The organism is Streptomyces sp. R21 (genome assembly GCF_041051975.1).
In the GTDB taxonomy this organism is placed as follows: domain Bacteria; phylum Actinomycetota; class Actinomycetes; order Streptomycetales; family Streptomycetaceae; genus Streptomyces.
Map to the genome: position 1 here is coordinate 447800 of NZ_CP163435.1, position 23750 is coordinate 471549.

The 23750-nt window shown below is 69.9% G+C and carries 20 protein-coding genes and 2 pseudogenes; 12 read left to right on the forward strand and 10 right to left on the reverse strand.

Annotated features, from left to right (window positions below; translation table 11 throughout):
* Positions 1 to 56 precede the first annotated feature (56 nt).
* From AB5J56_RS02205 to AB5J56_RS02225, 5 genes are read left to right on the forward strand one after another with little or no spacing between them, the layout of a single operon-like run.
* Positions 57 to 1721 (forward strand): ABC transporter substrate-binding protein, encoded by a 1665-nt coding sequence (locus tag AB5J56_RS02205; protein ID WP_369229443.1) that lies wholly within the window; start codon positions 57 to 59, stop codon positions 1719 to 1721.
* Positions 1718 to 2674 (forward strand): ABC transporter permease, encoded by a 957-nt coding sequence (locus AB5J56_RS02210; RefSeq protein ID WP_369229445.1) that lies wholly within the window; start codon positions 1718 to 1720, stop codon positions 2672 to 2674. Before AB5J56_RS02205 ends, AB5J56_RS02210 begins: the two co-directional genes overlap by 4 nt.
* Positions 2671 to 3579: an ABC transporter permease gene (locus AB5J56_RS02215; RefSeq protein WP_369229447.1), complete on the forward strand. Its 909-nt coding sequence runs from the start codon at positions 2671 to 2673 to the stop codon at positions 3577 to 3579. Before AB5J56_RS02210 ends, AB5J56_RS02215 begins: the two co-directional genes overlap by 4 nt.
* Positions 3579 to 4577, forward strand: a complete 999-nt coding sequence (locus AB5J56_RS02220; RefSeq protein ID WP_369229449.1) for an ABC transporter ATP-binding protein — start codon at positions 3579 to 3581, stop codon at positions 4575 to 4577. The genes AB5J56_RS02215 and AB5J56_RS02220 overlap by 1 nt, the downstream gene beginning before the upstream one ends.
* Positions 4574 to 5437 carry an ABC transporter ATP-binding protein gene (locus AB5J56_RS02225; RefSeq protein WP_369229451.1) on the forward strand — a complete coding sequence of 288 codons (864 nt, stop codon included), beginning with the start codon at positions 4574 to 4576 and terminating at the stop codon, positions 5435 to 5437. The genes AB5J56_RS02220 and AB5J56_RS02225 overlap by 4 nt, the downstream gene beginning before the upstream one ends.
* Positions 5438 to 6084: 647 nt before the next feature.
* Here AB5J56_RS02225 and AB5J56_RS02230 read toward each other — a convergent pair.
* Both AB5J56_RS02230 and AB5J56_RS02235 read right to left on the reverse strand, forming a co-directional pair.
* Positions 6085 to 7419 (reverse strand): salicylate synthase, encoded by a 1335-nt coding sequence (locus AB5J56_RS02230; RefSeq protein ID WP_369229453.1) that lies wholly within the window; start codon positions 7417 to 7419, stop codon positions 6085 to 6087.
* A complete protein-coding gene (locus AB5J56_RS02235; protein ID WP_369229455.1) occupies positions 7416 to 8231 on the reverse strand; it encodes a trans-aconitate 2-methyltransferase in 816 nt (271 codons plus the stop codon). The genes AB5J56_RS02230 and AB5J56_RS02235 overlap by 4 nt, the downstream gene beginning before the upstream one ends.
* 866 nt (positions 8232 to 9097) lie before the next feature.
* Here AB5J56_RS02235 and AB5J56_RS02240 point away from each other — a divergent pair.
* A complete protein-coding gene (locus AB5J56_RS02240) occupies positions 9098 to 9736 on the forward strand; it encodes a TMEM175 family protein (RefSeq protein WP_369229457.1) in 639 nt (212 codons plus the stop codon).
* Positions 9737 to 10348: 612 nt separating this feature from the next.
* On the opposite strand, the gene AB5J56_RS02245 is transcribed toward AB5J56_RS02240, so the two are convergent.
* The gene (locus AB5J56_RS02245; protein WP_369229459.1) at positions 10349 to 11224 is read right to left on the reverse strand and encodes a PhzF family phenazine biosynthesis isomerase; all 876 of its coding nucleotides are present in this window, start codon (positions 11222 to 11224) and stop codon (positions 10349 to 10351) included.
* Between the two features lie 305 nt (positions 11225 to 11529).
* Positions 11530 to 13308, reverse strand: coding sequence for a serine/threonine-protein kinase (locus AB5J56_RS02250; protein WP_369229462.1), 1779 nt, complete (start codon positions 13306 to 13308; stop codon positions 11530 to 11532).
* Between the two features lie 293 nt (positions 13309 to 13601).
* Between AB5J56_RS02250 and AB5J56_RS02255 the strand changes: the two genes are divergently transcribed.
* Together AB5J56_RS02255 and AB5J56_RS02260 are read left to right on the forward strand one after the other, a co-directional pair.
* Positions 13602 to 13955 (forward strand): hypothetical protein, encoded by a 354-nt coding sequence (locus AB5J56_RS02255; RefSeq protein ID WP_369229464.1) that lies wholly within the window; start codon positions 13602 to 13604, stop codon positions 13953 to 13955.
* Between the two features lie 291 nt (positions 13956 to 14246).
* Positions 14247 to 14882 carry a hypothetical protein gene (locus AB5J56_RS02260; RefSeq protein ID WP_369229466.1) on the forward strand — a complete coding sequence of 212 codons (636 nt, stop codon included), beginning with the start codon at positions 14247 to 14249 and terminating at the stop codon, positions 14880 to 14882.
* Between the two features lie 220 nt (positions 14883 to 15102).
* On the opposite strand, the gene AB5J56_RS02265 is transcribed toward AB5J56_RS02260, so the two are convergent.
* Positions 15103 to 15489 (reverse strand): hypothetical protein, encoded by a 387-nt coding sequence (locus tag AB5J56_RS02265; protein ID WP_369229467.1) that lies wholly within the window; start codon positions 15487 to 15489, stop codon positions 15103 to 15105.
* Between the two features lie 363 nt (positions 15490 to 15852).
* Between AB5J56_RS02265 and AB5J56_RS02270 the strand changes: the two genes are divergently transcribed.
* Positions 15853 to 16251 carry a hypothetical protein gene (locus AB5J56_RS02270; protein ID WP_369229469.1) on the forward strand — a complete coding sequence of 133 codons (399 nt, stop codon included), beginning with the start codon at positions 15853 to 15855 and terminating at the stop codon, positions 16249 to 16251.
* A gap of 531 nt (positions 16252 to 16782) precedes the next feature.
* Here the strand turns inward: AB5J56_RS02270 and AB5J56_RS02275 are convergent.
* A complete protein-coding gene (locus AB5J56_RS02275) occupies positions 16783 to 17523 on the reverse strand; it encodes a hypothetical protein (protein ID WP_369229471.1) in 741 nt (246 codons plus the stop codon).
* 486 nt (positions 17524 to 18009) lie between these two features.
* Between AB5J56_RS02275 and AB5J56_RS02280 the strand changes: the two genes are divergently transcribed.
* Positions 18010 to 18984: a hypothetical protein gene (locus tag AB5J56_RS02280; protein WP_369229472.1), complete on the forward strand. Its 975-nt coding sequence runs from the start codon at positions 18010 to 18012 to the stop codon at positions 18982 to 18984.
* Between the two features lie 276 nt (positions 18985 to 19260).
* Here the strand turns inward: AB5J56_RS02280 and AB5J56_RS02285 are convergent, their stop codons facing one another.
* A complete protein-coding gene (locus AB5J56_RS02285; protein ID WP_369229474.1) occupies positions 19261 to 19725 on the reverse strand; it encodes an RICIN domain-containing protein in 465 nt (154 codons plus the stop codon).
* Positions 19726 to 20169: 444 nt separating this feature from the next.
* The gene (locus tag AB5J56_RS02290) at positions 20170 to 20649 is read right to left on the reverse strand and encodes an HIT family protein (RefSeq protein ID WP_369229476.1); all 480 of its coding nucleotides are present in this window, start codon (positions 20647 to 20649) and stop codon (positions 20170 to 20172) included.
* Between the two features lie 25 nt (positions 20650 to 20674).
* Between AB5J56_RS02290 and AB5J56_RS02295 the strand changes: the two are divergent.
* A pseudogene (locus AB5J56_RS02295) lies at positions 20675 to 20875 on the forward strand (transposase); the annotation flags it as partial.
* Here the strand turns inward: AB5J56_RS02295 and AB5J56_RS02300 are convergent.
* Positions 20850 to 21068, reverse strand: coding sequence for an ankyrin repeat domain-containing protein (locus AB5J56_RS02300; protein WP_369229478.1), 219 nt, complete (start codon positions 21066 to 21068; stop codon positions 20850 to 20852). The pseudogene AB5J56_RS02295 and the gene AB5J56_RS02300 sit on opposite strands and share 26 nt — an antisense overlap.
* 115 nt (positions 21069 to 21183) lie before the next feature.
* A pseudogene (locus tag AB5J56_RS02305) lies at positions 21184 to 21973 on the reverse strand (IS5 family transposase).
* Between the two features lie 447 nt (positions 21974 to 22420).
* Between AB5J56_RS02305 and AB5J56_RS02310 the strand changes: the two are divergent.
* Entirely contained in the window at positions 22421 to 23623 is a 1203-nt protein-coding gene (locus AB5J56_RS02310; protein WP_369229480.1) for a serpin family protein, read from the forward strand.
* Positions 23624 to 23750: the final 127 nt, after the last annotated feature.

Genomic DNA, 23750 nt, shown 5'->3' on the forward strand with positions numbered 1-23750 from the left:
GCACCCCTCACAACCCGCCGCTTCGCACCCGTCCCGCTCCGCCCGGAGGCATCCCCATGAGCACCAGCACGAGCACCAGACCCCTGCGCAGATTCCTGCTAGCCCTCTCCGCGCTCTGCGCCCTCGCGCTCACCGCCTGCAGTGGCACCGCCGACCCCGGGGGTTCCCACGGCAGCGCCGGCACCGGGGCCGCGTACAAGCTGACCGCCAAGACCCCGGCGAGCGCAGGCGAGCTCGACTCCTTCACCTGGTCCCTGTTCGCCGAGCCGACCTCGATCGACTACGCCTACGCGTTCGACTACCCGCCGAACACCGTGCTGGCCAACGTCTGCGAGAGCCTGCTCCGCTGGAACCCAGACCTGACCACCTCGCCGGGCCTGGCCTCCCGCTACGCCAACCCCACCCCCACCACCTGGGTCTACACGATCCGCAGCGGTGTCCACTTCCACGACGGGACCACGCTCACCGCCGACGACGTCGTCGCCTCGCTGCGCCGCAACCTCGACCCCAAGGTCGCCAGCTACTGGTCCTACCCGTACCGGAACGTGAAGTCGGTCGACAAGACCGGTCCGATGCAGGTGACGGTCACCCTCTCCACCCCCGACTCGACCTTCAACAAGTACATGGCAGCCAGCCCCGGCACCGTCGAGTCCGCCGCGACGCTCAAGAAGGACGGCAAGGACTACGGCAACCCGGCCAAGGGCGTCAACTGCACCGGGCCGTTTGCCTTCTCCTCCTGGAAGGCGGGCCAGTCCCTCATCCTCAACCGGTTCGACGGCTACTGGGCCAAGACCCTGCGCGCCAAGTCCAAGCAGGTGAAGTTCGTCTTCCTGCCCGACGCCACCGCTCGCGTCAACGCCTTCGAAACCGGCGAGGTCGACGGCGGCTGGATGGTGCCGGCGAACTCCTACAAGAAGCTCGGCTCCTCCTCGGCGGGCAAGCTCTACTACGGGCAGAACACCACCGTCGCCGACGAGGTCGTCAACAACCTCAAGGGCCCCCTGGGCAAGGCCGACGTGCGCCGGGCGCTGCTGATGGCGATCGACCGCAAGGGCATCATCAAGGCCGGCGTCGCCGGGGCCGGCGAAGTCGCGGACTCCCTGGTGACGCGCAACAACTGGAACGCAAGCCCGAAGAGCACCGTCGACGGTCTGCTCAGGGAGCTGCCCGCCTACCCCTACGACCCGGCCAAGGCCAAGCAGCTCGCCGCCAAGGCGGGCGTCAGCGGCCAGAAGGTCGTCATCGCGACCAGCCCGCTGGACTCGCAGACCACGATCATCACCCAGGCCGTCGCCCAGGCCGCCACCGCGATCGGTCTCAAGCCGGAGATCGACACGATCTCGCCGGACAAGTACACCGCTCTGTTCACCGACCCCGCCGCACGGAAGGGCATCGATCTCTTCCTGACCTTCTGGTACACCTCCATCACCGACCCGCTGGACATGTACGGCTCGCTGCAGACCGGCGCGTTCAGCAACTACGGCAAGTGGTCGAACCCACAGTTCGACGCGGCCCTCAGCAAGGCCATCGGCACGTCCGACCCGGCCGCGCACGCCGCAGCCGCGGCGAAGGCGCAGCAGATCGCGATGGACGAGCTGCCCTGGCTGCCGCTCTACACCGAGCCCGTCAACGTCTTCCTGGGCAAGCGGATCACCGGTGTGCAGCCCTCCATCGACTACCTCTACTACCCCTGGGCCGCCGAGATCGGGGCGCAGCGATGAGCCTCGCCATCGCGGCCCTGCGGCGGCTGCTCGCCATGGGGGCGACCTTGCTGGTCACCTCCTTCCTGGTCTTCTCCTCGCTCTACGTCGCGCCCGGCGACCCGGTCTCCTTCCTGGTGCGCGGACGCAGTCCGAGCCCGGCCGAACTGGCCGCGATCCGCCGGCAGTTCGGCTTCGACCAGCCCTTTTTCGTGCGCTACTGGCACTGGCTGGAGGGGGTCCTGCACGGTGACTTCGGCCGCTCGTACCTGTTTCACCAGAGCGTCGGTGAGGTGATCTCGTCCCGGCTGCCCGCCTCCCTGCTGCTGGTCGGGGTCTCGACGCTGCTGATCGCCGTCGTCGGGATCGGCGCCGGTGCGCTGGGCGCGCTCCGCCGTGGGACGCGCACCGACAAGGGGGTGCTGCTGCTGGTGACGGTCGGTGCCGCCGTGCCGTCGTTCGCCGCCGCGATCGTCCTGCGCTCGGTCTTCGGGGTCCGGCTCGGCTGGTTCCCCACCGTCGGCAACGGCAGCGGCGTGCTGGACCAGCTCCAGCACGTCGCCCTGCCCGCCGTCGCACTGTCGGTGACCTTCATGGCGCTCGTCACCCGGGTCACCCGCACCGCGATGCTGGACGAACTGGGCCGCGAGCACGTCGAAGTGGCGCTGAGCCGGGGCACGCCCCGGTGGAGCGTGCTGCGCCGGCACGTGTTCCGCAACGCGCTCGGACCGATCGTCACCGTCTCCGGGCTGCTGGTCTCGGGGATGCTCGTCAGTACCGCGATCGTGGAGACCGCCTTCGGGATGTCCGGCATCGGCTCGCTGCTCGTGAAGTGCGTCGACCAGCTGGACTTCCAGGTGGTGCAGGCGCTGGTGCTGCTGGTCGTCGCCGTCTTCGTGGTCGTCAACACCTTGGTCGACCTGCTGTATCCGCTGATCGACCCGAGGGTCGCCGCCGGAGGAGGAGCCCGATGAGTAGCATCACCACTTCGCCGCCGCCCACCCCGCCGCCCACTCTGCAGCGCCGGCCGGGCGCCACCCGGCTCCAGCGTGGCCTCCTTCGCGGCTTCCTCGCGCACGGTTGGCTGTTCCGGATCTGTCTGACGCTGCTGCTCCTCTTTGTGCTGGTGGCACTGTTCGCGCCCTGGCTGGCGCCGCAGGACCCGACCGTCGGCGACTTCGCCGAAACCCTGGCCGGCCCCAGCGGCGCCCACTGGCTCGGCACCGACCAGGGCGGGCACGACACCTTCTCCGCGCTGCTGGAGGGAGCCCGGACCAGCCTGCTCGGCCCGCTCGGCGTCGTCGTCTTCTCCAGCATCTGCGGCATCACGATCGGCCTCTTCAGCGGCTGGCGCGGCGGACGCGTGGACGCGGTGATCGGCCGGGTGCTGGACGTCCTCTTCGCCTTCCCGTCCCTGCTGCTCGCGATCCTCGCCGTAGCGCTGTTCGGAAAGGGTCTGGGCGCTCCGGTGCTGGCGATGGCGATCGCCTACCTGCCCTACACCGCCCGGCTGGTCCGCAGCCTGACGGCACAGCAGAAGAACCGTCCCTACGTCGCCGCCTACCTCGTGCAGGGCCACGCCCCGGCCTACGTCGCCGCGCGGCGGCTGCTGCCGAACATCGCGCCGACCGTACTGGCGCAGTCCACCGTCAACTTCGGCTACGCGCTGCTGGATCTGGCCGCGCTCTCGTTCCTGGGCCTGGGCGTGCAACCGCCCGCACCCGACTGGGGAGCGATGATCAACCAGGGTCAGGGGGCGGTGCTGGCCGGGCAGCCGCTGTCGGCGGTCCTGCCGGCGCTGGCCGTGGTGCTGGTGGTCGTGGCCTTCAACGTGGTCGGCGAGCAGCTCGGCGACCACCTCGCGGGGAGGGAATCCTGATGGCCGGCGACCTCTTGTTGCAGCTGGACGCGTTGACCATCGAGCTCCCCGGCGCCGCCCGCCCCGTCCTCGACGCGGTCGCACTGCACGTCGCGGCGGGCGAGGTCGTCGGTCTGGTCGGCGAGTCCGGCTCGGGCAAGTCCGTGACCGCGCGCTCCGCGCTCGGGCTCTTCCCGCCCGGCGCGCGGACCGGCGGCCGGGTGCTGGTCGACGGTGCGGACCTGGTGGGCGCGGACGCCGCGCGGCTGCGCGAGGTGCGGACCGCCACCGCATCGATGATCTTCCAGGACCCCCGGGCGGGCATCAACCCCGTCCGCCGGATCGGCGACTTCCTCTCCGAGCCGCTGCGGCTGACCCACGGCTGGCCCCGCCGCCAGGCGCAGACCCGGGCGCTGGAACTCCTCGCGGCCGTCGGCCTGCCCGATCCGCCACGGCATCTGCGGCAGTACCCGCATGAACTGTCCGGCGGCATGCTGCAACGCGTGATGATCGCCGGCGCCCTGGCGGGAGAGCCGCGACTGCTGCTCTGCGACGAGCCGACTACCGCGCTCGATGTCAGCACCCAGGCGGAGATCCTGGCCCTGCTCGGGCGGCTCCAACGCGAGCGCGGACTGGGCCTGTTGCTGATCACCCACGACATCGAGCTCGCCGCGGCCTCCTGCGACCGGATCTACGTGATGTACGCGGGCCGGATCGTCGAGTCCGCCCGTGCGGACGAGCTCTTCGGGGCTCCCCGCCACCCCTACACCATCGGCCTGCTCAACTCCTCCCCGCCGCTGACCGGACCGCTCGGCCGGCTCCAGCCTGTCCCGGGCGCGCCCATGGGACTGGCCGAGTCCGCGCCCGGCTGCGCCTTCGCCGCGCGCTGCGCGTTCGTCGAGCCCGGTCGCTGCGACCAGGCCCCGCCGGAGCTGCTCCCGCTGCCCGAGACGCCCGGCCGCTCAGCAGCCTGTTTCCGCGCGTCGGAGCTCGCGCGCACCACGGAGGTCCACCCATGACGACACCGCCGCTCACCACAAACACCACACCGCCGCAGTCCACTGCGCCGACACCGTTGCTCGAAGTCACCGAGCTGCGCAAGGCCTACGGCACGACCGTCGCCGTCGGCGGGGTGTCCTTCGCCCTGCCGCCCGGCGGCGCGCTCGGCCTGGTCGGCGAGTCAGGCTCGGGGAAGACCACGACCGCGCGGATGCTCGTCGGCCTGGAGCGCCCGGACAGCGGCTCCATCCAGGTCCTCGGGACGCCGCTGGCTCCCTCCGTCCACGGCCGCGCGGCGCGCCTGGCGCGCGCCAAGGCAGTGCAGATCGTCTTCCAGGACCCCTACCTGTCCCTCGACGCCCGGATCGGCATCGGCGCGACCGTCGACGGGGTGCTGCGGCTGCACGGCCACCACGACCGGGTCGCCCGCGCGGCCCGAGTCCGTGAGCTGCTGGCCCAGGTCGGCCTCGGCGAACGGGAGGCGGCCGCGCTACCGCGTCAGCTCTCGGGGGGCCAGCGCCAGCGCGCGGCAATCGCCCGCGCGCTGGCCGTCGAACCGGCGGTGCTGGTGCTCGACGAGGCCGTCTCCGCCCTGGACGTCTCGGTCCAGGCCCAGGTGCTCAACCTGCTCGCGGACATCCGCCGCGAGGCGGGGATCGGCCTGGTCCTCGTCAGCCACGACCTCGCGGTGGTCCGCTACGTCTGCGACGAGGCCCTGGTGCTGCACCGCGGCCGACCGGTCGAACACCGCCCGATGGCCGAGCTCCTCGATGCGCCCGCCCACCCCTACACCCGCCTGCTGCTGGCCTCCGTCCCGCACCCGGGCTGGGACCCGGACGACATCGCGAGGAGGCGGCGGGCACTCAGCCAGCCCGGGTGACCAGCCTGGCGCCGGAGCTCCGCTGCTTCGGTCAGGACCCGCCGGGCGCGTCCTCCAGCGGGTCTGTGGAGGACGTCGATCTTGGCCTTGGCACTCTTCCGCCTCGGCGCTGCGGGTCACGCTCCGGTTGAAGAGCCGGAGCGTCTCCCGAATCTCCGCCGCGGCCTGCACCGCCCGGGCGCGGGCCGCCCCCGCTGCTTGGCGCAGCTGAGCGCGGCCCGCCACGCCCGGTGGACCGCCGGCAGCTCGACATCGGTCGCCAGCGGCGAGGTCGCGACCGGCTCCTCCGGCAGGCCGGCCAGGCGGCGTTCGGCGCGGGCGACGGCCGCGTCGCCCCAAGCCCACAGCAAGACCGCCCCTGGGTCCGCCCGCGGGGGCTGCCGACGCTTGGTGGACGCCGCTGACTGGAGACGTTCCCCTAGCCCGTCACAACGGCCAGCCGTCCTCGACCACGCACCAGGCCAGACGCAGTCTGCCGGTCGGCGTCAGCGGGGCACTACGGTGGCACATGAGAGCCTCCTGCACTCGGCGGACGATGTCGCAATCACCACCGAACTCAGAAGGCCCTCCCCGTGCAAGGCCCTTGCGCCGTCACCAACGTGCCCGAACGAACAGCACACCTAGGCCCCAGGCCAACGGTATTGGGGTCAAACGGCAGGATCAGAGGTGAGCCCGTTTGTGGCGACGGCGTCCTGCTCACTGGTGGCGGGGCGGGGGGCGGGGACGAGGTGGTGGGCGACGCTGCGCAGTTTCTCGCAGGTTTCCTCGTGTTCGCGTTCGGGGAGGGAGTGGCGTACGACGCCGGCTCCGGCCTGGAGCCAGCACTGGTCGTCCTGCCGGAAGATGCTGCGCAGTACGAGGGCGGCGTCGAGGGTCCCGTCGCCGTCGCAGGTCAGGACGGCGCCCGCGTACAGACCGCGGGGTTCTCCTTCGAGGGTTCGGATGAGGGGATACGCCGGAGCCTTGGGGATGCCGGTGGCGGTGACCGCGGGGAAGAGGGCCGCGAACGCGTCCCAGGGGCCAAAGCCGGGGCGGAGACGGCCGGTGACTGTGGAGGCCAGGTGCTGGACGGTGCCGCGGTCGAGGACGGTCATGTACTCGCTGACACCAATGCCGTCACACACCGCGTTGAGATCCTCCAACGCGAGCCTGACGGAGATGGCGTGCTCGTGGATCTCCTTGGGGTCGCCGAGGAGGTCGGCGCGCAGCCGGGCGTCGTCGGCGGCCGTTCCGGTCCGGGCCCGGGTGCCGGCCAGGGGGCGTGTGGTGACGCGGCCGTCGGCGGTGACCTCGGCCACCGTCTCCGGACTGAACCCGGCCGCCTGGATGCCGCCGAGGTCGAGCAGGAACGAGCGTGCCGGGGTGTTGGCCCGCCGCCCCGCGACATAGCTGGCGACCAGGTCCACCGCGGCCGGTACGGGGACCCGCCGGGAGAGGATGACCTTTTCCAGCGGGCCCTGCCCGCGCAGTTCCACCAGGGCCGCCGCGACCGCCGCCCGGTAGTTGCCGGTGTCCTCCAGAGAGAGGGCGATTCGTCCGGTCGGTTCCGCCGGCGTATCGGTGTTGACCGATCGGACGCGGTCGACGATCAGTTCCAGCCGTTCGGGGGTGACGGACCGGACGAGGACCTCTGTTCCCTCGGTACGCACCTCGTCGCTGGGCACGATCAGGTGGAGCAGGGTCTGCGTGGCCTCCGGGTTTCCGCCGGCCAGTGCGGCCCCCAGTTCGAACGCGGCCCAGCCGTACGCCCGCCAACCCGACACCGGGGCCTCGGCGAGGCGTGCGCCCACGTGCCTCAGGTCCTTGGCTGCTTCTCCGGATAGTCGGACCGAGGTCAGGACGCCACCGGCCAGGGACCAGCCGGCGCTGCCCTCATACACCACATACGGGTCGAACAGGCCGCTGCGGACCAGCCGGGTCATCAGCACCAGCGGCTCTTCCCGCAGCGGCAGGCGCATTTCCAGGTAAGTGTTGCGGGTCATCGCGGTCCTTGCTTGTTGCTCTCCTGGGGGCGGCAGCCCCGTGCGCTGATCAGTGGGTAGGAGTTGACGACGAATTCCGGGTGCTGCAACAACGATTGGAACTGCTCCAGTTCAGTGGCTGACACTCCAGCCGAGGTCAGTCGGTCGACGACCTGGTCGGTGTTGTGCCGATGCAGGGCGATGCCCGTACTTCCACCCGGCCATGCCTCGGCATATGTGCTCGCAGTGAGCTCACCCAGCCCGGCGAGCGCCATGGCCCCCAGCACACGGCGTCCCCACAACGGATCGGCCCCAGCCGTCTCCAGGAGGCTCATCAGCGCCGCATGGACCCGGTCGAACAGGTCCATCGACGAGGCGTCGGGCGCGGCCAGTACCGGCGTCCAGCCGCAGTCGAACTCCTCCAGCACCAGCCACCCGCCCGGTCGCAGGGCTGCCACGAGCTTGTCAAGCACCGCCAACCGCTCCGGCAGATGCAGCAGCACCAGCCGGGCGTGGACGAGGTCGTAGTCCTTGCCCGGCAGCGGATCGTGCACGATGTCGTGGCGCAGCAGACGCACGTGATCCGGGCGGTGCCGTGAGGCAGCCCAGCGCGGTTCGAGCTCGGTGACCATCACCTCACCCTGAGGCCCGACCCGCTCCCCGAGCCAGTCGCCCAACGAAGCACTGCCACCGCCGACTTCCAGGCATCGCCACCCTGTGGCGAGCCCGGTCAGTTCCAACTGGCGCCGGGAAACGGGGTCGTAGCACGACTCCAGGACGGAGAATCGGCCGGCGCTCTGAGCGGCGGCACTGTCGAAGAGGTAGTGAGACACGGGCTGCCTCCACGTGCAGGAGGGGACGGTGCTCCCCCATGGTGACGGAGTGAGCGGGAGTCAATACATGGCGCTTAAGCGCCAGCCCGTCGAAGGGCGCACCCCTTGGCTCACCCAGCGGTGACACCGGCCAGAAGCACCTCCGGCGCACGTCACGACCTCTGCCGAGCTCTCCAGTGCCTCCAAAGCGCTGGCCTCTTTGCGCAGTACTGCGAGGAGATCGGTCTGCACGCGCGCACCGCGCGCCAATGCCGTCGTACCGCCGCATGTCCCCCAGCGGGTCACCCCTTCCGCCACCCCGGCCCCGAGGCCGGCAGCGGCCGGTCCAACACGTCGCCGCAGACACTCACCGGCGCCTGCTGAGCCGCATGGCGGCAGCAGAAGTCGCCCACCCCCGAGGAGGGCGCGGTCACAACCTGGGCAAACCCTGCTGCGTCGTCGAGCAGGCCTTCGCCCTGCTCCCCCAGCTCAAGCGCCCGGCTGTCCACGGGGCACGCCGAACCGAACTCCACGACGCCTTCGCCTCGTTGGCCTGCGGCCACATCCCCAGCATGCCGACGAACGCGGGACCATCGCCTCCAGCATGGCAGTTGGCGGATTGCGTCTCTGCCAGGCATGTGACACGTGGTCGCGATGACGGACGCCGGAGGTTGCCGGTGGTCCGGTTTCGAGGGACCGGTCACTCACTCACCTCGGCCAGGAGCTCTGCGGCCATGCTTCGAGGGCGGGCAGCGAGTGCGGAATCGGCTTGTTCCAGCTCGGCCACCACGTGCGACATTCAGCGATATTCGGCCATCCACAGCCGAAGCCGCCCAAGCCTTGGCCGATGCGTCACAGCCTGGACACAACGCCTTACTGTCGTCGGCATGACGGAGCCGGTGCCACAGACGCACGCACACGAGAACGCCCCGGGCGCGGCACGCCTGATCACTCTGTCCGACGGCATATACGCCATCGCGATGACACTGCTCGTCATCAACGTGGCGGTCCCCATACGTCTGGACAACGCCGCATTCCACAGGGCCCTGAGCGATGCGCTGCCCAGCCTCGGCGCCTTCGCACTCAGTTTCACCCTCATCGCCGGATTCTGGCGTGACCACCGCCGCATCCTCACCGCACTACCCATCGAGACGGCCGTGATCACCCGCCTGATCCTTCTCGGTCTCGGCCTGGTCGCGCTGCTGCCCTTCCCCACTGGACTCCTGGCCGCGTACGCCTCTCAGCCCGAAGCCGTAGCCCTCTACGCGGGTGCCATGGCCTCGATCCACGCGGTGCACGCAGCCCTGCTGCTGCTCACGCAACACCAAGTGCACCCCTCGCCCGCGTCATCCGCCGCCGTGGCCCGCCGCCGCTTCACCGCCCAACTCGGCTCCAGCGTGCTGATCTTCAGCCTCTCCGTTCCCTTGGCCTTCGTCAGCACGGAAGCAGCCATGTGGTTCTGGCTCACGCTCATCCCCGCCCACTTCGTCCTCGGCCGCTACCGGCGTCGGCGCCCGCACCAGTGAGTCCCCTGGCGCGAGCACGATCCCGTCAGAGGCCACCCGCCGACCACTGCTCCGCACGCCCCGGCTTCGCCCTTGGCCACGACTCGATCAACCCCTGGCCATCGCGCCGGCCTGCGCTGTCCGCTGCGACGCCTTCGCCCGAGAGGAACTCGGCCGCTCGACCCGCAAGAGCGCATCGGGCGAGTTCCCCCTGGGGGTCTGCTGGTCGATGAGGCGCCGGTGCTTGCGGCCGTGGCCCAGCGGAGACGACAGCTGACGGCTTCGCCTTCGACGATACGGACGTGGAGCCGCCCCCGCGCCCGGCGGGGGTGGACAGTCGCGGAATTGGTCCAGGAGCGACTCGGCGACAACGGAGTTGGGGAAGAGCGGATACCAGTCGCTGGGTGCCCGGTTGCTGGTGATGACCGAGGACCGGCCTTGCCGCCCGGAGACGAGTTCGTAGAGGTCATCAGCCTGAGACGGAGACAGCTGAAGCCGGCGGCACGAAAGAGCTCGCGCGGATAGGCGCGATGGAGCACCCCGGTAGCAGAAGAGGCACGGGCCTAGCGATCATGGAATTGCGACGTTCTGTGATCACCGGACCTGTGCCTGCACTCCCATCATGGCCGCGCTTCAGCTGATGCGAGCTCCTGCGCCGCTGACACGGACGCGCGGGTCACCCGCGCGCAGCGTCACCGTGAGCTCGCCAGGGCGGCCCAGGTCCGCGCCCTGGTGCAGGGTGAGGACGGCGTCCTCGGGGACCAGGCCGAGATCACGGGCATAAGCACCGAACGCGGCGGCTGCAGCGCCGGTCGCGGGGTCCTCGACGACGCCGCCGACGGGGAACGGGTCACGGACATGGAAGACGGCTGCCGCCTCCCGCCACACCAGCTGGACTGTGGTCAGGTCCAGGCGGTGCATCAGGGCTTCGAGGCGCGCGAAGTCGTAGGCGAGATCTGCGAGGCGGGCCCGCGTCGCAGCCGCGAGAACGAGATGGCGGGCGCCGGCGAAGGCGATATGGGGCGGGAAGGCCGGGTCGAGATCGGCGGCTGGCCAGTCGAGTGCGGCGAGTGCCTCCGCGAGGTCGGCGTCGGCGATCTCCTCGATGTGCGGCTCGACACTGGTGAGCGTGGCCCGGAGCGTCCCGCCCTCCTCGACCACTTCCACCGGCACGGTGCCGACGCGCGTCGCGAACACCAGCTCCCCGGGGCCTATCCGCTCGGCGAGCGCGACGGCGGTCGCGACGGTGGCGTGCCCGCAGAAAGGCACCTCGGCCCTGGGGCTGAAGTAACGGATGCTGTACGCCCGCCCCTCCTGACTGCCGAGGCCCTCCGGGGGCGCGGTCAGGAACGCGGACTCCGAGTATCCGAGGTCGGCGGCGATGGCCAGCATGTCGCTGTCGTCCAGTGCGGAGGCGTCCAGAACGACACCGGCGGGGTTTCCGCCGCCGGGGGCGCTGGAGAAGGCGGTGTATCGCAGCACCTCGGGCCTCGGCGTATTCGTCATCATGCTCGTGGCAACGCGGGGTGGGGCCGTGGCGTTCCCGGACGCGAGTGGAGACAGAGGTGGGCGCCTGCGGCGGGCCCACGCGGCGGAGCCGCACATCGATACTGGCGCAGCCCGGCCAGGGCTCTCATCAGCTCGTCGCGCGTCGTCACGCAGGACACCTTGCCACTCAACGGAGTGACCCGGTGCGCGAGTTCCGTTCTGCACATTGGTTGTACGTCTCGCCCGAGCGCTTTCCATGACGTCGTCCTGGACAGCGAGCGTTCTCGGCGACCCTGCAACGGTGCCCCTGCTCTGTGGGGTGGCAATCAGGACTTCCTTACGTACTCTGCCGGTTCTGCGTCCGCGGCCATGCTGTACAGCAGCAGATGACCGTTGCGGGCGAGCGTGAAGAAGACCGCGTCGGCCTGGCGGCAGCCCTTGCCCGACTCGGCGGTGTAGGTCGCCGGGCTGAGGGCCAGCACCGGGGACACAGCGCCGATGACGAAGGTGCTGTCGCAGTACTGTTCCGTGCCGTCGTCCATGCCCGCCGTGACCGACATCCGTACCAGGCGGCCGCCGACCGGGCCCTGGGCGATCCGGATCAACTCCTTCTCCCGGTAGGTCTCGTTGGCCGGCACCCAGGTGCCGACGTACTGGTCCGGCACCGCCTCCCGTCCGCCGGCCGACCGGTAGAAATCGGCCGTCAGGCCACCGGACTTCCACACCAGTACGTCCCGCGACCGCACCGCGAGGGTCTGCGGGGAGAGCGGCGTGCAGTGTCCCTGCGGCACCCCCGCGGTCACCTGACCCCTGCCGACGACCAGGGTGTCGGCATCGGCGGAGACCAGCTTGCTGCGCCCGGTGCACTGCGCAGCGCCGTCGGTGTCGATGTATGCGGCGACCTTGTCGCCCGGCCTGCCCGGTGCGATTTCCAGCCGTAGTACCCGTTTCGGCAGGTCCGAATCGCCCTCGAGGACACCTTCCCACGCGCCGACGAACTCGCCGGGGATACCCCGCTCGGCACTCGGCGGCGCCGATGGAGAGGCCGACGCGGTCGTCGAGGGTGCGCCGCCCGCCGCGCGGTCCTCCGCACCGTCGTCATACAGCGCCAGCGCCGTGCCCGTGGCCACGGCGGCCAGCACCCCCACTACCGCGAGGACCGGCCGCCAACGCCACTTGGACCGTGTCGGCGCCGGCGAGCCCTGCGGCGGGGTCTCCACGGTCAGCATCCGGGCGGCGAGCCGACCGAGTTCGGCCAGCAGCTCCGCGGGCAGCCAAGGGCCGTCCGCGTCGGTGGAGGTGTGCACGGCGAGCTGCTCGGCCGTGGGCCGCAACTGCGGGTCCTTGGCGAGGCAGGCGGTCACCAGACCGGTCAGCGTCTGCGGCACCCCGGTCAGGTCCGGCTCCTCCTCGGCGATCCGGAACATCAGCGCGTGCAGCCCCAACTCGGGGGAACCGAACGGCAGCCGCCCCGTCGCCGCATACATCAGCACGGAGCCGAGGCTGAACATGTCCGCGGCAGGCGTCACCCGCTGTCCGCGCACCTGCTCCGGCGACATAAAACCGGGCGAGCCGAGCACGACCCCGGTGGAGGTACGCAGACTGCCCGCCACGGTGTCGACTGCCCGGGCGATGCCGAAGTCGATAATGCGCGGGCCGTCGACGGTCAGCAGGATGTTCGACGGCTTGAGGTCGCGGTGCACCAGGCCCGCGCCGTGGATGGCGCGCAGCGCACGGGCGAGCCGCCCGGCCAAGGCATGCAATGTGGTCTCGGGCAGCGGCCCAAAGCCCGACTCGACGACCTGGTGCAGTGACGGTCCCGGCACGTACTCGGTGGCCACCCAAGGCACTGCGGCCTCGGTGTCGGCGCCCAGCACCGGCGCCGTCCACTCACCACCCACCCGGTGCAGCGCGGCGACCTCCAGGCGAAACCTCGCCCGGAACTCAGGGACTTCGGCCAGCGCCGCCTTGACCACCTTCACCGCCGCGGCCCGCCCGCCCGCGGAACGTCCCAGGAAGACCTGGCCCATACCGCCGGCGCCCAGCCTGCCGATCAGCGTGAAGTCCCCCATCCGCCGCGGATCCCCCGGCTCCAGGACGTGCATCCGTGCCCCACTCTCCCCGTGTGCGTCAGCTCGCTCTGCGCGGCGGCGACACTACCGGTTCGAACAGAAACCGGCCCGCGGTGACTGCGCTCCCGTCCTGTCCGATGGGCCGGGCAACTCACATGTGGGCCTATCGATGTGCCTTGTGCGGGCGGGCCGATCTTTGTCATGCCGAATGGGCTCAGCTTGCTGACGCTCATTGAAGACGGCTCTGGCCGCAGAGTTCCTGCGGAACGACTGCAGTGCTGGCGCCCGGCGACCGGACTGTCAGCACAGGCAAGCACAATGCCCTCATGAGCTACGACTTGGCTGTTTGGGACGGTCCGAGCCCGGCTGACGATGCAGCAGCTCTCGAGGTCTTCGAAGGCCTGTACGACACGTTCATGAGAGGCGCTGCCGAGCCGCCGACCTCGCGGAACAGGCAGTACGTCGAAGGACTGGTGGCCCGATGGCCTGACCTGAGCGCCGACGATGAGGACGTGAGTCCGTGGTCGGACGGACCCCTGATCGATAACGCGAGCGGTCCGCTGTTCTCTTTCGGCATGGTCTTCAGCAAGTACCAGGAGGCCGTCTCCGTTGCCGCCGCCCTGGCGCGGACGTTAGGCCTGATGTGCTTCGATCCACAAGATCGACGGCTGATCACCTGACCGCCCTTCGCCGACTGCGGCCCGACCGGCTGCTGCCAGATGACCGCACCCGGCCGGCATCTGCTCACCCCGCAACCGCCGGCCGCCGCTCTTGAACAGGCAAGTGCGGCATTACCCGGCAGGAACGTTGGGTTCCGTTCGTGCGTACTATCACTGGGCGGCTGCGGGCCGCGCAGCTACCTCCCGCGGGCGCCCAGTGATCACGGACGGGACCCGCTCCCCCATCCATTCGCGGCCACGCCTCATCGTCTCCTCGCGCCGTGGCCGGCGAACCGAAGAAAGGCCCCTGCCATGTCTGACGTTCAAGCCCCCTCCACAGAACTGATGTCGCAGTACACCGCGCAGGTGACCGGCGACCTTGAGCGCAACGCCAAGGAGCAGGAGCGCATCGCTGCGGACATCGAGGCACTGCAGGACCACATGCGTGCCCTGCAGAACGACCACACCGTGCTGGTGACCATGCACCAGGCCCTCGGCGGGCTCCCCGCCACCGGAGCCGACGCCGCAGCCACCCAGCCCGTGCCGCACCAGGCCTCCCCCACCTCCCGCCAGAGCAAGCCGAAGAAGACGGCCGCCACCAGCACGAACACGAAGAAGACGGCGCCCAAGAAGACCGCCGCCAAAGCCGCGCCCGCGAAGGCCGCCACCACGGCCGCCAAGCCGAGCCTCGTCGACCTGATCCACGGCCACCTCGAGCAGCAGAACGAGCCGCGTTCCGCCGCCGAAGTCACCACAGCGCTCGCGCAGGCCCACCCCGACCGCACCATCAAGACAACCGTCGTGCGCACCACCCTCGAAAACCTGGTCGCCAAAAGCCGTGTGCACCGCGCCAAGCAGGGCTCATCCGTCTTCTACACCGCCGCCGCCCCCGCCCCGAAGCCCGCTGCGGCCGGGCCTCAGCAGGAGACAGCAGAAGCGACCGGCTGAACGTCCCGCAGGCAGACCGCTCGCTGAAGGGCCTTGCCCCAAGGCCCAGTACGGCCCCTACCCCAGTGCCAGGCATCGGGAGCGTGGGGCCCCGATCACGGTCGGGGCCCCACGCTCCGAGCTGTACATCCGAGGAATCAGGCGCCGCTCCATCGAGACAGCGGGGCTGGGCCCTCCCCTTCTTCACCGTCCAGGGAGTCAACGCCCGACGCCCTCCGGGTCATGCGCGTTCTTGCGGCTCTTCCTGAAAGGCCGCCCGATGCTCCTGCCCATCGGACACGAGCGGCTCCGCCGGGCGGCCCTCCAATTCCCGCTGCCTGGCGGCCAGGGCCCTCGCCAGCATCTTCGCCCGGTAAGGGTTCGACGTACTGAGGGCCTTCGCCACCTCCACCGCCTCGTCCAACAGGGCCAACCGTCGCTCAGGCAACTCCCGAACCAGAGGCGACGCGCTCGCCTCCACCAGGACGTACGCCAGCTTCGACCCGTATGCCTCCGGCTCGACCTGTGTCAGAAGGCGGTAGATCCACAGCCCCTCGGCACCGCGCACCACCCGCCGGTGGGCACTGAGCAGCCTGACCCTCGCCAGCACAACCATGTCCTGATCCATCGATCCCCTTCGTCCCCCCATCCCCGACCGGTGCACGTCACACGGCGAGACAGCACAGCGAACGCGCCGACAACCGAGAAAGGTTGCCGACAGGTTGGCCAGGGAGTGGATGACGACGAGTCTGGCGCGCGGTACCAGCGGCCACAAGGTCGAACGGACGTGCCGTGCGTCCTACCGAATCCGCCTCCGAACAGGCATGATGGACCTGACACTCACTCAAGTCCCCTCTCTCACCCCTTGCGTCGGCTCAGCCACGGCATCCTGAACCCGCGTTCAGCCGCCCGACACGTGCTCAGGCGTGTCGTGTACCGGCACCCCTCGTGGGCGGAGACTCAGCGACGCGCCGTGCGCGAGGATGGGGTAGTGGCTGACGGCCCCGCTGCCCCTGATACGCGCCCGGTACAGATCCCCGCGCGGATCCATACAGTGGGCCCGGGCTGGCGGCAGCTGCTGGAGCGTCTGCATGAAGAGATCCAGGCGGCCTTTCCCGACTACCGTCTCCTCGATCTCAAAGAGAAACTCGGCGGCCTGCGTGTCTACGTGGAGGGGCCATCGGGCAGCGGCCACACGCTGAGGAGCTTGATCGCCACCGCCGAGGCGCAGGCCGAGCACACCTGTGAGTTCTGCGGCACCTTCGGCCGCATCCGCACCCGCGATGACCAGTCGGGAGGATGGCGCAAAGCCGTATGCGACACCTGCCACAGCGCCTGGTCGGCACATCGCATCGTCATCGTCCGTGGTGTTGTGCGCGACCGCGGGTGAGGCCGCAACTCGGTGGCGTATCGAACAGGCGGGCTGACCAAGCGCAGAGAGAACCTGTTGGCCTGTCCTGGAAGCCACAATGTGGCGCGTCGTCAATCGGGATCTGTCAGCAATCACGGGAGCCGTTCCGGTCGGGTCGCTGCCGCTCGCCAGGTTGTCACCGCGTAGGTGTTACCCGCCCATCTGGTTCGGATCCGCCGCCTCGAAGAGGGGGTCGGGGGGCGAGGAAGCGGCCTGGCCGGGTCGTGGTTGCGGGCGCCGAGCAGGTCGAGGTCGGTGGCGGCGGGGATCAGCAGCATCCGCATCTACCCGACCGCCCTGCCCCCGGCAGACGCGGCCGCCGGAGGTGACACCCTCAAGGTCCGCCCAGGTCGACTGAGCACCACGTCCGGCACTCCGCCCAAGGCCCGCCCCGGCTTGCCCCGGGGCGGGCCCCCGCCGCGCGGGGTGCCTGACCACGGTAGAGGCGTGAACCCGCAGCTGCGCAGGCGATGCAGCCAAACCGGAACTCGTCGATGATGCGTGCGTTCATCAGGCCCCGGGCGTCCTCGGGTCCGTCCGGGATGTGAGGGCTCCCGCGCCGCCGTCGAGTTCACGGCCGAGCAGTGTCAGGCCCGCCAGCAGGCAGACCATGCCCAGCGGCACGGTCCAGTGGTCGCGGCCGAAGCCCATGCCGACCGCCATCGCCACGGTGCCGGCGGTCACCAGAGCGGCCGGTCCTCGCGTGCCGCTCCGGATGACGGCGGCCAGGACCGCGAAGGCGATCAGCCCGATGAAGACCACCTGCGCCCCGATGCCGTAGATGATCGCCTCGGCACCGGGGATCTCCTTCACGTGGGCGAAGACGTCCTTGAGTTCGGCGCTGTCGGCCGAGGTGAAGCCGCCGACGAGGTCGATGGAGAGCTGCACGACGTTCGCCAGCGAGCTGAGCAGGACGATCGAGACGCTCGCGGTCACCGCGATCCGCTGCCCCGTGGTCCGCGCCCCGGCGATACGGCGGAAGCGCAGGCTCAGGACGGTGAACAGGACGAATCCGGCGAGCCACACAACGTGTGCGGCCGTCCACCAGGCGCCGGGCTCGGACTGTCCGTCGATCGGCCGCATCAGCAGCCAGCCGCCGAGGAAGAGCGCGGGCGCCGCCGCGAACAGCACACGGTCGCTCAGGCCGCCGGGCGCGGGGGTGTCGGCACCGTGCGCCAGGTAAGTGGCGGACGTGTCGTGCCTGCCGCGGATACGGGTGCGGGCCGGGACCGTCGGGTTCGTCAGGTTCATGCTCGAACTGTCCCACCGGGCCAGGTGCCCGTCACTCAAGCCGGCCCCCGAAGGCAGCCTGGGGTTATCCCCCGGCCCGTTCGAGTTCGGCCTCGGCCTGTGCGGTGGTCAGCGCGCCGAGCCGCCGGAGGGCCTCAGACTGCGGGTGCGGGCTGCCCGCACCCGCCGTACCGTGCCGACCTGTTCGCCAGTGGCCTGGTCAGCCAGGTCCGCGGTACCGACCCAGCTCACAGTTGTCCTCGACGCCTGCCCCGAACTGGATCAAACCCACCAACACGTACGGGGACTTCGCTCAGATGCTCGCCCGGCGCACCGGTGCCAACCTGCCGGACTGGATCAGATCCGCCCGCGGCACCTGGTCCGCGGTGCCACGGTCCCCGCATCTGCCCGTATTCGCTGATGGCCTACCTCCCGGTCGCTGCCGCCGATAGAGTCCGCCACGGAGGACTGACCGTGACGCGAATACCCAGACCGGCTGTAGCGCTCATGTTGGCTGCCTCGGTTGTCGCGGTGACGGCGCTCGCCGGGTGCGGGGAGCAGAAGTCCGTGCCGGCGGTAAAGAGCCCGTCGGCGAGCGAGCCCACACCCGCACCTCACCCGGTCATTCATCTCAGTGCGGACGGCAACACCCTGGTCCCCGGCGGCCGGCCCCTCCCCCTCCACCTCTCCGTCACGGGCCTCACCACCGGGCAGGCCGAACGACGCTATGTGGCGCTCTACATCGGGACCGTCCCCGACGAACTCCAGATCCGCGAGAACGGTTCCTGGCACGATGTGCCGTTCCAGTGGACCAACGAGCAGGACGACAACGGAGAGTTCGCCGCCATCGTGCCGCTGTCGTATCGCGGCAAGGCACGTACGGAGCTCGACTTCCGGCTGTTCACCGCTGACCAGCGCATGGACGACGTGGACGGCAAGGTTCCTGCCGTGACCGCCACAGTGGCCGCGGAGATGTCCAAGGATTCCCGTTATGCGGAAATCCACCCGTCAGCATCCGCGACGCGCCTGCGTTTTTCCGTCGATCCCACGCATCTCACCGTCAAGATCCCGCAGATACTCCGGGCGACCGAGGGCGGGACGCCGGTGGAGTGGTACGTGCGGGTGCGCAACGCCGCGGGCAAGCTCACTCGCTCCCACCTCCGCATCGCGATCTCCCTCACCCCCGGAGAGATCGGCCGATCCATGCGACAAGTGCACTGGTCGATCAACCGCGACGGCCGCTGGGCCGACCTGACAGGCCAAACACACGTGGAGACGGACGAGTTCGAGCTCCAGCCCGGGGAATCGCGGACCGTGCGGATCCGCCTCGCTCTGCCGGCCGACGCCAAGCCAAGCAGGTCCGACGACGTCGGCGCCGTACTGTGGGCGGCGGTCACGGCCCCTTGGTGGCCCTCCGACCCGGATCAGCCGTCGGGGGTCACGCACGACGCGGTGGCCACGAACATTCTCATCGAACGCTGACCTGAGAACGACAACCCCTCGTAGGCCGACCTGGCGCCTTACCAGACTGACCGGGGCGCGGGCGGAGAGGAACGGGGAGGTCGGGCGGGAGCGTGGGAAGTGGGCGAGGAGATCGGGGCGTCACTCTGCCTCTCGCGCGCGACGGCGCAGCCGCGCGTGGCCTCGGGTGGACGAGGCTGTCGGCGAGTGGAGCCAGAGCGCGCAGCGGGTCCGCACCGACTGCGTTCGGCACGGACCCGCCCGGACCTTACCTGCGCCGTCAGGCCAGCGCCCAGCTCAGCCGATGGTCCATCGCTGATCGCGGGCATTGCGGTCGCACACTGTCGTCCGGTAGAGGCTGCCACTCTGGTAGAGGCAGAGGCGGGTCGCTGTGTTCCGGAGCATGACTGCACTGGTCGGCGCGGGCTGGATGACCTGCCACAGCTGGTTGTTCCCACCGTTGCAGCCGTTGGTGTAGACGTCCCCGGCCGAGTTGCTGTCGAGGCAGTGCTCGTATGCGTAGTTCTGGAGTGTCGAGGACGTGTTGGTGGTGCCGGTCCACCGCCAGTACTGCCCCGCATAGCTGGTGATGCATTTCTGGGACCACAAGTTGTAGTAGGAGTTCTCCTCGATGCACTCCTTGTACTCGTAGTTCGCGAATCGGTCGAGGCTGGTCGCTGCGGTCTCAGCGGCGGTGGCCGTCCCCGGCATGGCCAGGTTCAGCGGGGTGGCGAGCACCACTGCCGCCCCACTGACCGACATGGCGCGCCTGATTCTTCTTCCGAAAGCGGACATGATCGATTCCCCTCAATCGTCGCCTGGCTTCCCTGAGTTGGCACCGGCACATGGTCGCAGGCGATCGCCGTGATCGGGACCCGAACGGAGGACCCACTACCCGGGACGCCGGGCCGCCGGGCTACCGCCCAGTCGAGCCCGAGACCTGACACCACGGAGCCCCGGGATCTTCCCCAGGGCTCCGGCCGATAGAGTCGCGGTCATCGCGGGGTGAACAGGGCCTGTACCAGCGACGACTTGCCCCCTCCGGAGGGCCCGACGACCGCAAGCATTCCCCCCCCGGGTAGCCGCTCATTAGGCCGGTCCCACGAGCTCGACGGTGAGCCGTTCACGGCCGAAGAACCAGCGGGCCCGGGCTGCCTCGAACGCGGGAAGACCCGGATGCGACCTTCGGTCGGCGGTCCTGGACCGTTAGCGCGCGGACCGCAACTGGTCCAGTTCCTCGCCGATCGCCTCCCGCAGCGCATCGTGCTGCGGGCTGAGCGCGAACTGCTTGTCGCTCCACCTCTCGCGCGGATACAGCCACACCGGCCTACCCACGAGTTCCGCCGGCTCCCACTCGAACCGGGGCCACACATGCGCATGCAGAAATCCATCGGTATTGCCGAGAATCTCCAGGTTCACCCGACGGAAAGCCGAATCCAACCGCCTGCACGCACGTTCGACTGCTTCTCCCAGCTGATCCATGTCGGACAAGAAGGCCAATCTCCTCGCCCTCGACAGGTCCGACAGACGCTGCACAGTCGCGTCATCCGCCAGAAGCACTGAATAGCCCGGCAGAAACTGGACGTCCCCGATCACCGCGAATCCCGCTTCGAGACGCCTGAGCACGGCGGGATTCTCCCCTCGCAGTGCACTTCCGATCCGGTCCATCCGCCAGTCACCACTCATGACAGGGACGCTACACACCCATGATCGGGGAATCCGGCACCGCATAGCCTGCAAAGGAGTTGAGACCTCGCAGCGGTTGGGTCGTCACCGTTGGATCATCGAACGGACCGTGTCCCGGCTTGCTGACTGTCGTCGTCTCCACTGCCGCTACGAGCGCAAAGCCGAGCACTTCCTCGCCTCCACGAGCATCGCCCGCACCCTCATCTGTTACCACCGGCTCGCCAGTTGCTGCGGGCCCGCAGCAGATTCGCCGCCAGGTCGTGTCCGTACTGGGCGGCCATGTCCAGCGGTGTGCAACCGTCTGGATCCGCGGGCTCCGGGTCAGCGCTGGGATCAGCACCGTCGGCCAGCAACCAGGCCAGGGTCTCCGCATTCTCGTGCTCGACCGCATCATGGGCAGGGGTCCAGTAGCCGATCACCAAGATATTCAACCGTCACCGCACACCGTCTGCCAGCGACCGTCCACCCTGTCAATCACCAATTGAGATGACGTCTACTGAGCGTTTGGTCCGGTGATTCGTGTCTGGTCCCGGGTCAGGTTCCGCGGCAGTTCGGGGTGGTTTCGCCGGTGAGCCTGCGGGCCATGAGGTCGATCATCGCGAGGTGGATCATGGCTTCGGAGCGGTGCGGGTGTGTCTCGTAGTCGCGGGCGAGGCATCGGTGGTGCATGAGCCAGCCGATGCTGCGCTCGATGGTCCACCGTCTCGGGATGATCGTGAACCCGCGGGCGCCGGGCGGGCGTTGGACGGGGGTGGACGTCGATGTCGAAGCGGGCCCCGTGGTCGATGGCGGTGGTGCGGTAGCCCGCTGTCCGCCCAGGCCTTCGTGATCTGCGGGTGGGCGGCGGCGATGCGGGACAGCAGGGTCACGCCGGCTGCGGTGTCGGACACGCTGGCGGCGGTGACCAGCACGGTCAGCAGCAGGCCGAGGGTGTCGCAGCCGAGGTGGCGTTTGCGCCCGATGATTCGTTTCCCGGCGTCGGTGCCCTGATCCGCGAGGGGCACGTTGGCGGAGGTCTTGATGGTCTGGGAGTCCAGCACGCAGGCCGACGGCTCCGCGCCTCGGCCCTCGGCCTCGCGGACCAGGCGCCTCAGCAGGCCGGTGAGCTGCTCGACACACCGTCCTGCTGCCACTTGGCGAAGTACCCGTACACCGTGACCCAGGGCGCGAAGTCGTGCGGCAGGTAGCGCCAGGAGATGCCGGTGCAGTCCACGTACAGGATGGCATTCATGATCTGGCGCAGGTCGTGTTCGGGCGGTCGGCCGATGTCCAGCGCCCGGGCGCGGCGCTGGTCCCGCCAGGACGTCAGAACGGGCTCGGTCAGCGCTCAGCGCGCGTCCGACAGGTCGCTGGGACAGGGGCCGTGCGGAGTCATGTTGGCGAAGTAGCCGACCACGGTCGGCCCCGTCTGCGGTCAAAAGGCGGCGCTCGGGGGCGTGTTGGGAGCAGACATGAGCAGCTGGAACGAAACGACCCCGGGCGTCGCGGACGCGTCGACTGTCCCATCAAGCACAGCGGCCTCGGCGTTGCAGGACTCTGGAAACGACACCAACTCGACCGAGACAGAACCAAACGCTCAGTGAGTGCCTGTTTCGAAGCCCTCGCCTTGTGACCTGCTGCAGAGGCGGCCCAGACGAGTTGGTCGGATGCGTGCCCTGGGCAGGGAGGCCGAGGTAGGGGCACGGGTACCGTGCTTCTGGGTCGGGTGGCGGCGACATTGAACTGACGTACGACTGGGCGCATCAGAAGCGCGCTTGACGATGGGGGTGGAATGGGAGTCGCGACGACGACGGTCCACGCGGTGAACGGGTTGACCGCGCGGTGGGCGGGTGCCTCGGAGGGCGGCACGGCGTTCTCGGCGGCGGGGGTGTGGCCGCTGCTGGCGCACCTGGCCGACGGGGCCGAGGGCGCGGCGCGGGCCGAGCTGGCGGAGACTCTCGGGCTCCCCGCCGGGCAAGCGGCGGACGCCGCACGCGAGTTGCTCGTCGCGATGGGCGCCATGCGGGGACTGGACACGGCTCTGGGGCTGTGGACGAAGCGCACGCTGGAGCTGAGGGAGGAGTGGGAGGCGGGCTTGCCGGCCGACGCCCACGGGGTGCTCACCGGGGACCCGGTGGCCGACCACCGGGCGCTGGATGCCTGGACGTTGAAGCGGACCGGCGGGCTGATCGACCGTATGCCCATCACGCTGACCGAGGACACGCAGATGGTGCTGGCGAGCGCGCTGACCATGCGCACGCAGTGGCTGAGCCCCTTCCACGAGGTGGAATTGGAGACTGCGTACGAGCCCTGGGCTACCAAGCCGCGGCTGGGCCTGTGGCGCTCCAGTACCGTGCTGGACCGGGTGGGGGTGGCGGACACATCCGGCGGACACGTCACCGAGCTGAAGGTCCTGGGGAACAATGCCCTGGACGTGCACCTGCTGCTCGGCGAGGAGGACATGAGGCCGGGGCAAGTGCTGGGAGCCGGGGTCGACATCCTCGCCGGCCGATGCGCGGTCGTGCCGGGACCGTGGCTGCCCTACGGGAACGTGGGCCCCGGCCTGCGGGTGGAGAAGGTGCGCTGCACTCGGCCCGAGCCGCCGTCGCTGGAGGTGACGACCGCGGCGTACAACATGAACGCGAGCCACGATCTGCTGAAGCTGCACCGGCTGTTCGGGCTCACGACGGCACGGGACACCTCTCGCGGGCACTTCCCCGGCATCAGCGACTTCCCGCTCGCCATCGGGTCGGCCGAGCAGAACACTCTGGCGAAGTTCGGCGCGTTGGGCTTCGAGGCCGCCGCGGTGACGGCGTTCGGCGCAGTCGGCGCAGGCATACCCGACCTCCGTTACGTGACCACCAGGATCAGCGCCGCCTTCGACCGCCCCTTCGGCTTCCTCGCCCTGCATCGCCACACGCGGCTCGTGCTGACGGCGGGCTGGGTCACGGATCCGTTGCCGTTCCCCGAGTACGACTGGGAGGACGAGCGATGAGCGGGACGACGACGCACACGGTCCGCGCGGTCAACAGCCCGACGGCGCGCTGGTCGGGGACCTCCAGCCGGGACACGGTCCTCTCCTCCGCCGGTGTCTGCGGCAGTGAGGGTGATGTTCTTTCGGC

Coding starts and splice junctions, on each gene's coding strand:
- AB5J56_RS02285 (WP_369229474.1), bottom strand. CDS start 19,725: ATGTCGGTCAGTGGGGCGGCAGTGGTGCTCGCCACCCCGCTGAACCTG.
- AB5J56_RS02260 (WP_369229466.1), top strand. CDS start 14,247: ATGTCTGACGTTCAAGCCCCCTCCACAGAACTGATGTCGCAGTACACC.
- AB5J56_RS02275 (WP_369229471.1), bottom strand. CDS start 17,523: ATGAACCTGACGAACCCGACGGTCCCGGCCCGCACCCGTATCCGCGGC.
- AB5J56_RS02255 (WP_369229464.1), top strand. CDS start 13,602: ATGAGCTACGACTTGGCTGTTTGGGACGGTCCGAGCCCGGCTGACGAT.
- AB5J56_RS02245 (WP_369229459.1), bottom strand. CDS start 11,224: ATGATGACGAATACGCCGAGGCCCGAGGTGCTGCGATACACCGCCTTC.
- AB5J56_RS02310 (WP_369229480.1), top strand. CDS start 22,421: ATGGGAGTCGCGACGACGACGGTCCACGCGGTGAACGGGTTGACCGCG.
- AB5J56_RS02250 (WP_369229462.1), bottom strand. CDS start 13,308: ATGCACGTCCTGGAGCCGGGGGATCCGCGGCGGATGGGGGACTTCACG.
- AB5J56_RS02220 (WP_369229449.1), top strand. CDS start 3,579: ATGGCCGGCGACCTCTTGTTGCAGCTGGACGCGTTGACCATCGAGCTC.
- AB5J56_RS02225 (WP_369229451.1), top strand. CDS start 4,574: ATGACGACACCGCCGCTCACCACAAACACCACACCGCCGCAGTCCACT.
- AB5J56_RS02230 (WP_369229453.1), bottom strand. CDS start 7,419: ATGACCCGCAACACTTACCTGGAAATGCGCCTGCCGCTGCGGGAAGAG.
- AB5J56_RS02290 (WP_369229476.1), bottom strand. CDS start 20,649: ATGAGTGGTGACTGGCGGATGGACCGGATCGGAAGTGCACTGCGAGGG.
- AB5J56_RS02210 (WP_369229445.1), top strand. CDS start 1,718: ATGAGCCTCGCCATCGCGGCCCTGCGGCGGCTGCTCGCCATGGGGGCG.
- AB5J56_RS02280 (WP_369229472.1), top strand. CDS start 18,010: ATGTTGGCTGCCTCGGTTGTCGCGGTGACGGCGCTCGCCGGGTGCGGG.
- AB5J56_RS02265 (WP_369229467.1), bottom strand. CDS start 15,489: ATGGATCAGGACATGGTTGTGCTGGCGAGGGTCAGGCTGCTCAGTGCC.
- AB5J56_RS02240 (WP_369229457.1), top strand. CDS start 9,098: ATGACGGAGCCGGTGCCACAGACGCACGCACACGAGAACGCCCCGGGC.
- AB5J56_RS02205 (WP_369229443.1), top strand. CDS start 57: ATGAGCACCAGCACGAGCACCAGACCCCTGCGCAGATTCCTGCTAGCC.
- AB5J56_RS02215 (WP_369229447.1), top strand. CDS start 2,671: ATGAGTAGCATCACCACTTCGCCGCCGCCCACCCCGCCGCCCACTCTG.